15 protein-coding genes and 1 pseudogene are annotated in these 13,601 nt (G+C 69.3%); 12 read left to right on the forward strand and 4 right to left on the reverse strand.

Going from position 1 to position 13,601, the window contains the following annotated elements:
- Positions 1 to 803: carboxylate-amine ligase (locus tag ABT116_RS31800; protein ID WP_351640876.1), on the forward strand; the 803-nt coding region annotated here is incomplete at its 5' end.
- Between the two features lie 17 nt (positions 804 to 820).
- Here ABT116_RS31800 and ABT116_RS31805 read toward each other — a convergent pair.
- Positions 821 to 1,171 (reverse strand): hypothetical protein, encoded by a 351-nt coding sequence (locus ABT116_RS31805; RefSeq protein WP_351640896.1) that lies wholly within the window; start codon positions 1,169 to 1,171, stop codon positions 821 to 823.
- Between the two features lie 351 nt (positions 1,172 to 1,522).
- On the opposite strand from ABT116_RS31805, the gene ABT116_RS31810 reads away from it, so the two are divergent.
- From ABT116_RS31810 to ABT116_RS31840, 7 genes are all read left to right on the forward strand, one after another.
- Positions 1,523 to 2,722, forward strand: coding sequence for a hypothetical protein (locus ABT116_RS31810; protein WP_351640878.1), 1,200 nt, complete (start codon positions 1,523 to 1,525; stop codon positions 2,720 to 2,722).
- 9 nt (positions 2,723 to 2,731) lie between these two features.
- Positions 2,732 to 3,322 carry a hemerythrin domain-containing protein gene (locus ABT116_RS31815; RefSeq protein WP_351640879.1) on the forward strand — a complete coding sequence of 197 codons (591 nt, stop codon included), beginning with the start codon at positions 2,732 to 2,734 and terminating at the stop codon, positions 3,320 to 3,322.
- A 192-nt stretch (positions 3,323 to 3,514) separates the two neighbouring features.
- On the forward strand, positions 3,515 to 4,057 hold the full coding sequence (locus tag ABT116_RS31820) for a DUF1360 domain-containing protein (protein ID WP_351640880.1): 543 nt from the start codon (positions 3,515 to 3,517) through the stop codon (positions 4,055 to 4,057).
- A gap of 704 nt (positions 4,058 to 4,761) precedes the next feature.
- Complete coding sequence (locus tag ABT116_RS31825) at positions 4,762 to 5,226, forward strand: hypothetical protein (protein ID WP_351640882.1); 465 nt, start codon at positions 4,762 to 4,764, stop codon at positions 5,224 to 5,226.
- 20 nt (positions 5,227 to 5,246) lie between these two features.
- Positions 5,247 to 6,398: a zinc-dependent alcohol dehydrogenase gene (locus ABT116_RS31830; RefSeq protein ID WP_351640884.1), complete on the forward strand. Its 1,152-nt coding sequence runs from the start codon at positions 5,247 to 5,249 to the stop codon at positions 6,396 to 6,398.
- Positions 6,399 to 6,405: 7 nt separating this feature from the next.
- A complete protein-coding gene (locus ABT116_RS31835) occupies positions 6,406 to 7,113 on the forward strand; it encodes a catalase family protein (RefSeq protein WP_351640885.1) in 708 nt (235 codons plus the stop codon).
- A gap of 142 nt (positions 7,114 to 7,255) precedes the next feature.
- Positions 7,256 to 7,750, forward strand: a complete 495-nt coding sequence (locus ABT116_RS31840; RefSeq protein WP_351640887.1) for an SPW repeat protein — start codon at positions 7,256 to 7,258, stop codon at positions 7,748 to 7,750.
- Positions 7,751 to 8,019: 269 nt separating this feature from the next.
- Here ABT116_RS31840 and ABT116_RS31845 read toward each other — a convergent pair whose 3' ends face one another.
- A complete protein-coding gene (locus tag ABT116_RS31845; RefSeq protein WP_502983973.1) occupies positions 8,020 to 8,181 on the reverse strand; it encodes a DUF6336 family protein in 162 nt (53 codons plus the stop codon).
- A gap of 297 nt (positions 8,182 to 8,478) precedes the next feature.
- Between ABT116_RS31845 and ABT116_RS31850 the strand changes: the two genes are divergently transcribed.
- A complete protein-coding gene (locus ABT116_RS31850; protein WP_351640889.1) occupies positions 8,479 to 8,577 on the forward strand; it encodes a DUF6207 family protein in 99 nt (32 codons plus the stop codon).
- 170 nt (positions 8,578 to 8,747) lie between these two features.
- Positions 8,748 to 9,821 (forward strand): non-homologous end joining protein Ku, encoded by a 1,074-nt coding sequence (gene ku, locus ABT116_RS31855; RefSeq protein ID WP_351640890.1) that lies wholly within the window; start codon positions 8,748 to 8,750, stop codon positions 9,819 to 9,821.
- An 824-nt stretch (positions 9,822 to 10,645) separates the two neighbouring features.
- Here the strand turns inward: ku and ABT116_RS31860 are convergent.
- Positions 10,646 to 11,611, reverse strand: coding sequence for a helix-turn-helix transcriptional regulator (locus ABT116_RS31860; protein WP_351640892.1), 966 nt, complete (start codon positions 11,609 to 11,611; stop codon positions 10,646 to 10,648).
- A 92-nt stretch (positions 11,612 to 11,703) separates the two neighbouring features.
- Between ABT116_RS31860 and ABT116_RS31865 the strand changes: the two genes are divergently transcribed.
- Positions 11,704 to 12,069 (forward strand): VOC family protein, encoded by a 366-nt coding sequence (locus ABT116_RS31865; protein WP_351640894.1) that lies wholly within the window; start codon positions 11,704 to 11,706, stop codon positions 12,067 to 12,069.
- A gap of 13 nt (positions 12,070 to 12,082) precedes the next feature.
- A pseudogene (locus tag ABT116_RS31870) lies at positions 12,083 to 12,902 on the forward strand (integrase core domain-containing protein); the annotation flags it as partial.
- Here ABT116_RS31870 and ABT116_RS31875 read toward each other — a convergent pair.
- Positions 12,895 to 13,601: helix-turn-helix transcriptional regulator (locus ABT116_RS31875; RefSeq protein ID WP_351640895.1), on the reverse strand; the 707-nt coding region annotated here is incomplete at its 5' end. The pseudogene ABT116_RS31870 and the gene ABT116_RS31875 sit on opposite strands and share 8 nt — an antisense overlap.

The raw sequence follows: 13,601 nt of genomic DNA on the forward strand, positions 1-13,601 counted from the left end.
GCCCCATCGCCGTCACCGACCAGGCCCGCTACCGGGCCATGGTCACCCAGGCCCCCCAGCTGGTGGCGGAGCAACTGGTCAACGGCACGCACGTACACGTCGCGGTGCCGGACCGGGAAGCGGGCGTGCAGGTCCTGAACCGGATCCGCTCCCGGCTGCCGACGCTGACGGCCATGGCGGCGAACTCCCCGCTCTGGGACGGCCACGACACGGGCTTCGCGAGCTGGCGCACCGTGATCTTCAGCCGGTGGCCGGTCAGCGGCATGCCCCCGCACTTCCGAGACGCCGCCGACTACGACCGGCGCGTGGAACGGCTGCTGGAGTCCGGTCTCATCTCCGACACCGGTCAGCTCTACTGGCAGGCCCGCCTCTCGGCCACCTACCCCACCATCGAGGTGCGGTGCCCGGACGTCCAGCTGCGCGCGGACGAGGCGGTCATGCTCGCCGCGATCATCCGGGCCCTCGTGGAGACCTCCCTGGCGGAAGCGGCCGCCGACGCGCCCCTGCCCGACATCGCGCCGGAGCTGCTGCAGGCCGCCATGTGGCACGCCGCCCGGCATGGGCTCGGAGACACCCTTCTCGACCCCGGCGGCGCCCCGCACCGGGCGGGCGACGTGCTCTACGAGTTCCTGCGGCACGTCGCTCCCGCCCTCGACGCATCGGGCGACTCCCGGCAGGTCACGTCTTTGATCCACCGGCTGCTGCAGGACGGGACCGGCGCGGACCGGCAGCGCGCCGCCCTCGCGCACGGCGGCCTCCGCGCGGTCACCGAGCTGATCAGCGCCCAGAGCACGATGCCGTGACGCCCGGGGACCGCTCCTCAGGCCACCGCGGCGTAGGCGGCGGCGACAGCGGTGTCGGTGCGGGCGTGAATGACCAGTCGCGTTCCGCCGGTGTCGGCGTCCGCCTCGAGCGCGCGGCGGACAGGCGCACTGTGCGTGGCCACCGACATCAGCGTGCCCAGCCGGCTGCACAGGTGATGGACCCGGAGGATCACGCTGACCACGGCGCCCCGAGCGGCCGGCTCGTCGAGGACGATGACCACGGGTGCCGGCCGGCAGGCCTGAACGAGGTCGCTGATCCTGGTGAGGAGCGTGGCGCGCCCGCCGATGCCGGGGTCCTGGTGGACCGTGATGACGAGGACTCCGTGATCAAGCGAATGGGACAGCAACACGGCCTCCGTTCCTCCGTTTCCTTCGCCGGCGGGTCGTTCCGCCGTGGAAGTACCCGGGGACGGACGTTCGAAGCCCCACCGGGCCGGCGCCGCTCACACCGCTCCCACACGGCTCCCGCACCGTCCCCTGGGACCGGCCGACACCGCGGCCGACCTGACCGGCCTGTCGTCGACCGGTCCGTGCGAGACCGGCGGCCGGCGGGGCCTATGCCGTGAGCACCCGTTCGGGGGGTGTGCGATGGCCGGAAACCGACTCGGCCGAAAGAGTGGGGGAGGCGAACCGGTTCTCTTCGGCCCTGGCGGGGCACTCCGTCGGCGCGCGAGTCCCTACCCCCCAGGAGACCGTCCATGAGCTTCAATCCATTGGAACAGCGGGGCATCCCGCTCGACCGCCAGCTCCGCAGCTGGCGCGAGCTGAACGTGCAGCCCATCGACCCCGACCGCTGCGACCCGTACACCCGCTGCCGCGTCATCGCGATGAACGGCATCGAGGTGGAGGCCGTCCTCTTCAGCCACCAGCTGGCCCGCAACACGGTCGATCCGGAGGTGAAGCGGCAGCTCGCCCGGACCCGCTACATCGAGGCGCAGCAGCAGAAGGTCGTGAACTGGCTGCTCCCGGGCGTCTCCTCGGTGCTGGAGACGACCATCGCCTACGAGCAGGTCGCGGTGGACCTGACGGCGTGGGTGGCGCGGATGGAGCCGGACCCGTACCTGAAGCAGGCGTACCAGTTCGGGGTGCTGGAGGACTTCGACCATCTGTACCGGTACGCCAACCTGTACGAGATGATCGAGCACCGCAAGGCGGAGTCGATCGTCGAGGGTCTCACCGAGGTCATGCCCGGCCGGCCGACGAAGTTCCACCACCGCGACCCGTACGACAACGTCCGCGACCCCTACGACAAGAGCGGCACGAACCCGCTGTCGAAGCTGCACGCCCTGACGATCATGTCGGCGGAGCAGCAGACCATGAACTTCTACATGAACACCGGCCCCACCTACATGGAGCCGATCGCCCGGCAGCTCTACCAGGAGATCGGGCTGATCGAGGAGGAGCACGTCACCCACTACGAGTCGCTCGTCGACCCGGGTGAGACGTGGTGGGAGCAGCTGGTCAACCACGAGTACAACGAGTGCTACCTCTACTACTCGTTCATGGAGCAGGAGAGCGACCCCAGGGTCAAGGCGATCTGGGAGCTGCACCTGAACATGGAGCTGGAGCACCTGCACGCCGCCTGCGACCTGATGCGCCGCCACGACGGCCGCGACCCCGCCTCCGTACTGGCCCCCGAGCTGCCCAACGTGCTCACCTTCGAGCCGAACAAGGGCTATCTGCGGGAGCTGCTCGACACGCAGATGGACCTCACGACGCTCGGAGCGGGCTACGTCCGCGAGGCGCACGAGCGGTTCGAGAAGATGCAGGAGCAGATCCACGGCGGAGAGGCGCCGCCGAGCGACCGGGTCATGACCGAGCACGATGAGATGTTCGGCCGCGAGTACCGCGTCCAGACCGAGGGCGAGCACCCCGACCCCGCGCAGCGCGAGAAGTAGGGAGCCGGGATGTCCGAGCTGAAGACCCCGCAGGCCGGGGACGACAAGGCCAAGGACGACGACGTCGTCGCGCTGCTGATGCGCCAGCACGGCGACATCCGCAACCTCTTCGACGAGGTCGAGGCCACCAATGGCGAGGAACGCCGCGACGCGTTCCGCCGCCTGGTGCGGCTGCTCGCCGTCCACGAGACCGCCGAGGAAGAGGTCGTCCACCCCTTCGCCCGGAAGGGGTTCCCCGGCGGTGAGCAGGTCGTGAAGGACCGGCTCGCCGAGGAGAAGGCGGCCAAGGAGACTTTGAGCGCCCTTGACGAGATGGACACCGACGACCCGCAGTTCATGCCCCAGCTGCTGCAGCTGCGCAAGGACGTCCAGGAACACGCGCGGGCCGAAGAGCGCTACGAGTTCACGCACATCCGCCGCAGCACGGACGTCACCAACCTCGCCGCCATGGCCAAGGCCGTCAAGGCCGCCGAGGCGATGGCGCCCACCCGGCCCCACCCGGGTGTCGAGTCCGGGGCGAAGAACATGGCCCTCGGTCCGGTCGCGGCCCTCATGGACCGCACCAAGGACGCCGTCCGCAAGGCCATGGGCAAAGACTGACTCCGCGTCCCTCCTGGCCGGCCGGGATACTCGCCCGGGCGACCAGGACGCGGAGCCGTGTCCTGGACCGGCTGTTTGCCCCCTGCCCCTGGGGACCCACCGCCCCTGAGCAACAACCGTGAGAACGGCACGGAGCAACCGGACGAGCGCGAAACTGACGAGGCACCGGCACGGCGGAAGAAGAAGAGGGCCATGAGCGCAGCATCTGAGGGCCGTTTCGCGGAACGTCTGAGGCGACGGTGGCAGCGCACCGAACGCATGTACTCGGCGGAGGAAGACCGCCCGCTGCGCGGATATCTGGTCACCATGGCGGCTTTCGGCGTGTACACGGCGGGGTGGGCGACGGTGGTCAAGGTGCGCGGCCGTCCGCTGCCGAACCGGCCCGTGCCGTGGGACGTGGCTCTGACCGCGGTAGCGACGTTCCGGCTGAGCCGGCTGCTGAGCAAAGCGTCGGTGACCAGCCCGCTGCGAGCCCCCTTCACCACGTTCCAGGGTCCACAGGGGCCGGCCGAGCTGCACGAGGAGGCGCGGCCCGAAGGTGCCAAGGACACGGTCGGTGAGCTGGTGACGTGCCCGTTCTGCATGAGCGTCTGGGTGGCGTCGACCCTCACCGCCGGACAGCTGCTCTGGCCCCGCGCCGCCCGCACCGCCATGGGGGCGCTCACCGCGCTGGCCGGCGCGGACGCCCTGCAGCTGACGTACAGCGCGCTGGTGGCCAAGACGACCGGCGATTGACCGTGTGCCACACGCCTGACCGCCTCACGGCGGCGGAGTCGCGGCGTGGCGGCTCACCGTTCCCGGCGCACAGGTCCCAGGCCGAAGTGGCGGCCGGCGCGTTGGCGACGGCACCGGTGGCGAAGGCGTACACCGTCTTGTGGAGCAATCGACGACGAGTTCGCGGCGGGGCCTGGTCCGGGCCGGGGCGCCGACGCCGGTGGCGTTCTCCAGGATCTGATCGCTGGTGACCCGGACGACGCCGACTTCGCCGAGGGCCACGGGCCGCGAAGGCCCGCGTTCGCCATCGCCGAGCGGAGCAGGCCCAGCGCGGCGCCCTGTCCGAGGCGCATGGCCCAGTTGACCGGACCGGGCCGGCGGCCGGGCCGCTCGGCCAGTCGTTCAGTCGTTCAGTCGTTCAGTCGTTCAGTCGTTCAGTCGTTCCAGGGTCCGGGTGGGTACGTGGGGCTCGGGTCGGCCGGTCACCCGTTGCTCCGCCTTCTCGCTCAGCGTCATCACCAGCACAGCACCCCGGCCCTGCCGGCCGCCGGTCCGTGCCCCAGCGGGCGCTTCATCGTGCGCCGACGAGTACTCAAGGCTCCGCGGTCCACCTGCTCCCCTGCACCTCGTCACCGTCACCGGTCACCGTTACCCGTTTCGTTCGTGGGACCGCGGAAACCCGGCGCCGGACGGTGACCCCCGGACACCGAAGCGGAGGGCATGCGATGAAGAAGCTGTGGTGGGTGGTTCCGGTCGCGGCCGCAGGGGCGGCGGCCGTGCGGCGGTCCCGGTCGGCGCACCGGGCCGGGGAGCGGGCGGGTGACCGCTGGCTGACGGTGACGGTGAACCGGCCGCCCACGGACCTGGGGCCGGAGGGGAAGCTGCCACCGCCCCTGGACGACCTGGCGGAACGGATCGACGTGCAGATTCGGCCGGCACCGGGCGACCGCGGCACGGAACTGACCGCCCGGTTCAAGGAGCCCGTGCCCGCCGCGTCCGCTTCCGTGCCGGCGCGGCTGGCCGGGCAGGACCCGCGTCAGGAACTGCGACGTGCGCTGCGCGACGCCAAGTCCCTGCTGGAGGCGGGCGAGGTGCTGCGGCCCGACGCGCCGCCCACGACCCGCTCCACGCCGGGCGGCAGGCTGGTCGAGGTGTTCACCCGTCGTTCCGGCGGGGAGGGAGTGCTGTGAAGGCGCTGTGCTGGGAAGGCGTGAACAAGCTGTCCGTCGAGCAGGTCCCCGATCCGGAGCTGCGCAATGACCAGGACGTCATCGTGCGGCTGATCGCGGGCACCACGTGCGGCTCCGACCTGCACCTCATCGGCGGCTACATCCCGGCGATGCGCGCCGGTGACGTGATCGGCCACGAGTTCGTCGGCGAGGTCGTGGAGACCGGGCCGGCCGTGCGCAAGCACAAGGTCGGCGACCGGGTCGTCGTCTGCTCGTTCGTCGGCTGCGGGCGCTGCTGGTACTGCGCCAACGACCTGTGGTCCCTGTGCGACAACACCAACACCAACCCGGGTGTCGGCCAGGCCCTCTTCGGCTACGAGACCTCCGGCATCTTCGGCTACTCGCACGCCATGGGAGGCCTGCGCGGCAGCCACGCCGAGTACGTCCGCGTGCCCTTCGCCGACTATGGCGCCTTCAAGGTCCCCGAGGGCATCGACGACACCAGCGCCCTGTTCGTCTCCGACTCCGTGCCCACCGGGTGGATGGGCGCCGACCTGGCCGGGGTGAAGCCCGGTGACGTCGTCGCCGTCTGGGGCTGCGGCGCGGTGGGGCAGATGGCCGCCCGGGCGGCCATCCTGAAGGGCGCCGAACGGGTCATCTCCGTCGACCGCATCCCCGAGCGGCTGGCCATGACCGAGCGGCACGTCGGCGCGGAGACCATCGACTACACCACCACCGACGTCGCCGCGGAACTGCGCGAGCGCACCGGCGGACGCGGACCCGACGTCTGCATCGAGGCCGTCGGCATGGAGGCTCACAGCGACGGCCCCATGCACCTGTACGACCAGGCCAAACAGCAACTCCGCCTCCAGACCGACCGCCCCACCGCCGTACGCCAGGCCATCCACGCCTGCCGCAAGGCCGGCACGGTCTTCATCCTGGGCGTCTTCGCCGGCGCCGTCGACAAGTTCCCTCTCGGCGCGGTGATCAACAAGGGGCTCACAGTGCGCGGCGCCCAGATGCACGGCCAGCGCTACATCCCCATGCTGCTCGACCGGCTCGCCGCGGGCGAGATCGAAACCGCCCACCTGGCGACCCATACCCTCTCGCTCGATCAGGCGCCCACGGCGTACGACATGTTCAAGGAAAAGACCGACGGCTGCGTCCGCGCTGTCATCCGCCCCCAGCCCTAGGGTCCCCATGGTCATCAGCCCGGTCGCTCACGCAGTCGCCGAACGCCTGGCCCGGTGGCGGTCGGCACCGGCCCTGCATCCCCACGGGGTGCTGTGCACGGGGACGCTGTCCGTCGCCACCCGCGCGGGCACCGGGTGGGGTGTGCCGTGGCTGGACCGGCCCGGCTCCTACCGGGCGACAGTGCGCTGGTCGCGGGCGCTTGGCCTGCCCCGAGCGCTGCCGGACGGCCTGGGGCTGGCCGTCCGCGTCGAGGACGCCGACGGGCGAAGCAGCACGCTCGACCTGCTGTTCACCTCCAGCCGTCCCGGCCGGTTCGGCCGCCATCTGCCTCTTCCGCGGCCCGACGCGCTGGCGGGGCCGTACTCGACCCTGCTGTCGTATTGGGTGGGTGATCGCGAGCGCGTCCTGGCGGCCTTCCCGGTGCCCGGCCCCCGCGCACGCCGCAGCGGCGTGCGGCCGACACTGTGGGAGGAGCTCGCCCGCCGACCCGTCCGTTTCGAACTGCGGGCGGCCGCCCCGGACGAGCCCTGGCGCACCTTCGCCACCCTGAGCCTGGAAGCCGTACGCACCGCTGCGGCCTCCCGCACCCTGTCCTACGACCCGTACGCCCACAACCTGCCCGGTCTGCACCCCACCGGGCGGCTGCGTCGACTCCGCGACGCCGCGTACGCCGGATCCCGCCACGGGCGAACAGGCGACGATCGCGACGAGTGACGTGGTCCTACGGCGGTGGGTGCCGGCTCTGAACAGATGACGAGTGGCCACCGCGCCCGAGGCCAGGAGAAATGAAGGTTTATCGGTGTGGCCTGGGTACTCGACCCTGTCAGCATCCCTTTGTCACCTGGAGGTGACAGGAATGGCCACTTCCCCCCGGTCGTCCATGGAGACACACCCCGACATCGTCGAAATGCGGTCCCGCCACGAGATGGCCGAACGTGCGGCGACAACGCCTCGAGCGCAGGCCGTCGAAACCCTGGCCTTCATCACCGGCATCTACCTGGCGGCGTCGCCGTGGATCGTGGGGTTCGACAACCTCACCAGGCTGGCCGTCACCAACGTGATCGTCGGCATCGCGTACGCGCTCCTGATGAGCGGCGGCTTCGGCCGGGCCTACGAGCGCACCCACAGCATGGCGTGGGCGGCATGCGCCCTCAGCGTGTGGACCATCATCGCCCCCTGGGTGATCGCAGGTGACGTCAGCACCACGAGGAGCGTCGTCAACAACATCATCGTGGGTGTCATCGCCCTGCTGCTGGCCCTGGCAGCCAGCGCCGCCGCCGCCCGCTCCGAGCGCTCGCCCCGGTCATCCACCGGCGACCGCGGGATATCCGGCCCCGGAGCAATGACCTGAGAGGACCCGGCCGCAGCAGACCTGTTGCCCGGCGCGTCTCATGCGCCGGACAACAGGTCGCTCTCCTGCACTGCCGGCAAGGACAGCGTCTTGTCGCCGACTGCCGCAGCTGGGGACGCCGCCGCGAAAGAACCCTGCGGGCTTCCAGAAACCAAGGCCCGGCGATACGGCCTACCTGCCTCTGAGGGACGGCGGAACGCCTCGATCGAGTTCCGCACCTCACCACCGTCTGGCAAACAGACTCGTCTTAGCGCTGCCACGCGCGTGGCTCAGTCGCCGTAGAGCCAGCTGTCGTACTCGGCGCCGTCCACCAGGCGATGTAGCCCGAAGGCGCCGGGGAACAGCACCCCGATCCGCAGCAGGACCGGGGACGCGACGGTGACCGACCGCGGCCATGGTCGCGGCGAACCCACAGCTCGCGATCGGTGCATTTCTTCGGCCGCGGCGCCTCACCTCTGTGCCAGTCGTGCATGGCGCCGGTCATGGAGAAGTGGGGTCCGAGCGTGCGGTACGTCAAGACACGCCCATAGCGTCCGCGCACGCATCCGGGCCGGAATCACAGCCAGTCCCCCACTTGGTGGGGTGAAGACGGCGGAAGCACAGAACCTCACAGGCTGACCGCAGGTAATCCCTGCAGGAGGCCGATCACCAACCAGGACTGGCCGTGGTCGAGGTTGCAGCCGCAGCCGAACAGACCGCAGTCGCCATCAAAAGCTGCTCGTCGGACTGTGGGCGACCACACCGGCCGACGTACAACCCGGGAACCCGGCGAGCCCGGTGTACGACTGTGCTGCTCCCTGGACGTGCAGCAGGACCTCAACTCATAGCCCGACGTCGGCGCCGGGTGCTCTCCGGGACTAACTGTGATCACAAGATGCGGGCCGCTGACCTGCGGTGTCTCATGAGAGTGACACCAGCAGGGCATCGACGGCGAAGGTCGGCACGCAGATCGTGTGTTCCTCCTGGATCCGGCGGCAAGGGATGGAAGTGAGCGGTCATGGCACGCGCGATCTGGACCGGTGTGGTGTCCTTCGGGCTGGTCAGCGTGCCAGTCGGCCTCTACAGCGCCACCGAGGACCACACCGTCCACTTCCACCAGCTCCAGCGCGGCACCGCCGACCGGATCCGCAACCGCAGGGTGAACGAGCGCACCGGCGACGAGGTCGGCACCGACGACATCGTCAAGGGCTACGAGGTGGGCGAGGGCGAGTACGTCCTGGTGGAGCCCGAGGAGCTGGACGAGATCGCGCCGGGCCGTTCCCAGACCATCGACATCACCGACTTCGTCGACCTCGAGGAGATCGAACCGGTCTACTTCGACCGCACCTACTACCTCGCCCCGCGAGGCAAGGAATACACCAAGGTCTACGAGCTGCTGCGGGCGGCATTGGCCCAGTCGAACAGGGTCGGCATTGCGACGTTCGTGATGCGCGGCAAGCAGTACCTGACCGCGCTGCGCGCCGAGGACGAGATCCTGGTGCTGCAGACGCTGCATTGGGCCGATGAGGTCCGTGACCCGGGCAAGGAGCTGCCTGAACTGCCCTCCGGCCGGGCGGGGAAAGGCAAGGAGCTGGACATGGCGCTCCAACTGGTCGATTCCCTCAGCGGGGCCTGGGAGCCCTCCCGCTACCGCGACACCTACCAGGAGAAGGTGCGCGAGCTGGTGAAGGCGAAGGCCGAGGGCCAGGAGGTCGCCGCGGCCGACCAGGCGCCGGAGGCGACCAACGTCGTCGATCTGATGCAGGCGTTGCAGGGCAGCATCGACCAGGCACGCGGCGGCAGGACGAAGCAGCCGGGCTCGTCTCGGAAGGCAGCACGAAAGCCTGCCGCGGGGACGTCGAAGAAGGCCGCCGCCGGGAAGGCGCCGCCGAAGGCCGCGGCCAAGGCATCGTCTACATCGCGCCGCGAGCGAGGGGATGGCAAGAACGAGCTGCGGCAGCTGAGCAAGGCAGAGCTGTACGAGCGGGCCGCCGAGCAGGACCTCCCCGGCCGGTCGAAGATGAGCCGGCAAGAGCTCATGAACGCCCTCAGCCGTACAGGAGGCCGCCGCAAGAAGAAGAGTGCCGCCTGACCCCCGACCATGCCGTGGACCCTGCCCGAGCCCATGCTCGGCGCCCCCGTCCCCCAGCCCGGCCTGAGGCCCGGCTGGGCCGCAGACGTGAAGCGGGACGGTTCTCCAGACGCTTGGGTTGCCGCAAGCTCAACCCCCACCCCGCGGGGTGGGCGTCGTAGCGTGAAAGGCATGACATACCGTCACCTCACAGACATCCGCGCCGTGAAAACCCCTCCGTCCCCAGCGATCTACCGGCGCCCGCCGAGCACGCCAAGCGCGAGGTGAATTCCGAAGCCGTCGAACAGGCCCACACCGACTTCGCCGCCCTCCAAGCCGGGCGAGGTCCCAGGGTCCAGCCTTGCTCTCCCTGACTGAGCGTCACTTCGTTGATCTCGAGCGCTGTGATCGTCAGTGGGAACTGGCTGTTCCCGGAGATCGTGGTCGGCTCGGTGAAGCTGTGACCGCCCTGGACGGCGAGCTCGTCGCTCAGGACCCACTGCGAAGGCGCTGAAGTCCGGACTGAAGTAGACCGGCATCGCCGAGGAGTTCTCACCCAACCAGCCTTCACGCTCCGCCCCGGTGACGGTCAACGAGGTTGCCGCAGAGCAGCAGCGGACACAGGTGTGCTCGTGGCGCGCCCTCCACGCCGCCGTTTTGTAGCCACGAGGTCGCCGCCTGCCTCCGCGACATCCCGTCCTCGCAGCCCTCCCGTGACCGACCACCTCTCCGGACCGCCCCGCCGCGCCCATCTGGTGGCCCGTCGCCGACCATGAACAGCACGCCGATCGGATGCGCTCCCGTCACGCCTGGATCTGCTGACCGCGGACGTCAGTTGTTGCGGGTCAGGACGTTGGTGACGGCGCATAGTGGTGGGCAAGATTGGTGGCGAGGTCGCGAAGGTGAGCCCTGGCTTCGGTGGGGCCATGCACGGTGATGGCGCTCCCGAACGGCAGTAGTGCCCGCACGTCCTCCAGATGAAGGAAGCGGATTGTTACCTTGCGGCCGGTGGCGGATTCGTCATGGTCGTCCCAGACGAGTCGTAGGCCAAAGATCCGTTGCGCTCGCTCGATCTGGGTCTGGACGATGGTGGCGCTGACCTCTATCGCGTGGTTGTGTTCCCACTGAGCAATGAGCGCTGCAGCGACGGTGGCCAGGGTCTGGCTCTCGCGGATCCGCCGTGGCTGGTCGACTTCTTTCCACGTCGTGATCCGTTCGAGTCGGTACATCCGTGGCACTCGGGCACAATCGGCGACGAGGTACCAGATGCCGGCCTTGGCGAACAGCCCGTAGGGATCCACGACCAGGTCGCGTGGGCATGACTCGCGTGGGCTGTCGTACTCGATCCGTAGCCGGCGACCTCGCCGCACTGCGCCGATCAGCGAAGCCGGAGTCGTGTCGGAAGCTCGTGCCTGACGCCAGGGACGGCTGTCCACGTGCACTACGTCGGTGAGCGGCAGGAGCTCATGAACTCTACGTGGCTGTGTCGCGGCGATCTTGGAGAGCGCGCGCCGGCTTTCGACCGATGCGCCGAGCTCCGCACGTTGCTTCTCATCCAGCCCGGTGAGCGACAAATGATCACGCTCCCCCGGTGTGAGTCGCGTGAGGTCGAGTCCGGACCCGGGCAGCATGGTCACGCCTCCGAGGCGGCCACGGTGTGCGGTCACCGGCAGACCGGCGTCGCGGAGCCAGTTCAGATCTCGAGTGATGGTTCGAAGGGACACCCCGAGCGCTGAGGCGAGTTCCTGTGTGGTCACGGCATCCCTCGATGTGAGGAGCAGCATCAGGGTGAAGAAGCGGTCTGGGGTCACACACCAATTTTTTCAGGAATTGCGACACGATGCGGCGCATATCCCGGTCAGGCTGGTGGATGCGTACCTACCGCCTGTGAGAAGGAACAACCATGACCAGATCCGTCGTGTCCATCGTCTACGTGAACGACGCTCCCGCCGCAGCTCGTTTCTACGGCGACCTCCTCGGCATGAGCCCCTCGTTCGAGACTCCGGGATACATCACCTTCGACCTCGGGCCAGGCGCTGACCTCGGTCTGTGGTCCGGCCAGTTCGAGGATCTGTCACCGGACGTCCCGCGCACCAGTGAGGTGTGCCTGGCCATCGACGGTGGACCCGACGAGCTCAACGCGACCTTTGAGCAGTGGCAGTCCAAGGGTGTCACGATCTTGCGCGAGCCTCATGATGCGGGGTTCGGGCTGACTTTCCTCGCAGCCGATCCTGACGGGAACCGTATCCGCGTCGCACCGCAGGACTGAAAGGCCGCAATGCAAGTGGGTAAATCGCTGGCGGTTACACGGTGATGCGGGATTGCAAGACCGGCCGTCGAGTCCGCACCGACGAACTTGTCAGCATCGGTTTTGTGATCGACCGGCGAACTGTCAGCCGACACCTGACCCGGCTCGGCCTCGGCAAACGCCGCTTCATCGCCCCAGGCGGTGAGAACAACCGGAAGCCGGGGAAGATCACTGCCCGCTGGCCCGGACACATGGTGCGCCTGGATGTGAAGAAGGTCGGCCGGATCCCTGATGGCGGCGGGTGGCGGATCCATGGCCGGGACAGCGATCAGGCCAAGGTCGCCAGCCGGGCGAAGTCGGCCGGGGCGAGCGTGGCTACGTCTACCTGCACTCCGTCGTCGATGGTTTCTCACGGCTCGCCTACACAGAACCGCTGGGCGATGAGGAAAGCGCGACGGCTGCTGCTTTCCTCGCCCGGGCGAAGGTTTGGTTCGCCGCCCACGGCATCAACCACATCGACCGGGTCGTCACCGACAATGGCGCTTGCTTGCCACCGCTCCGGCGACTTCGCCCGCATCGTCGGGCAAGGCACCCGGCATCAGAGAACCAAGCCATACACACCTCGGCACAACGGGAAGGCGGAGCGCTACCAGCGCATCATGGCCGGGAAAGTCCTCTACGCCCGCGAGTTCACCAGCGAGGACGCCCGGTCAGCCGCGATCGCAGTGTGGAACATCCACTACAACTACCACCGGCCGCATAGTGCTGCCGCCGGAAAGCCCCCAGCAGCACGCCTCCGCGAGAGCGTCACCAACGTCGAGCCCGCACACAGTTGGTCGAACCCCTTCAGCTGACGCCTGCCAGCCGATGCCGGATGTTCCGGAAAGCGTCGACCAGTGCTGGTGGGCCGACGTCGTCGAGCGTGGTGTCGAAGGTGATCAGCAGGCCCGCGATGCCGGCCCACGACCAGCCGCCGATGGTCAGTCGGCACCGACCGGAGTCGACGGCCTCCACGACGGACCCTCCGGGGGCCCAGCGAGCGACAACATCGGCAGGCAGCGCGAGGGTGGCGGTGCCGACACACTGCCACTGGCCCGGGGTATCCCCTCGGTCGGGATTCCGGACGACGAGGCGAGTGAGGTCCTCGCGCGTCAGTGGCTGCGGTGTGAAGGCGGCTCCGGCAGGGCTTCGTGGGCGAATGCGGTCGACCCGGAAGGTGTGCCACGTGCCGTGGGCGTGGTCACGGGCGATGAGATACCAGCGCCCGGCCCACACGACGAGGTCGTGGGGCTCGACTTCGAGGGGAGGCCGGAACCCGGGCTCACCGGGCGCGGGGACGTGGCCCTCGGGTGCGGTGTAGTCGAAACGCAGGACATGGCGGGTGCGGATGGCCGACCCGACCGTTTGCAGCGTTGCCATGTCGATCGGCGCAGCGGAGAACTCCCAGTAGTTGCGCAGGCTCGTGACCTCGAAGGCCTCGCTGGCGGCCCGTAGGCGGGCAGGAGATCTTCTCGACGACGGCCCCGCCGACCAGCGGGCCCAGCGCCACGGCC

The sequence above is a fragment of the Streptomyces sp. NPDC002130 genome, assembly GCF_040296465.1.
Classification (GTDB): domain Bacteria; phylum Actinomycetota; class Actinomycetes; order Streptomycetales; family Streptomycetaceae; genus Streptomyces.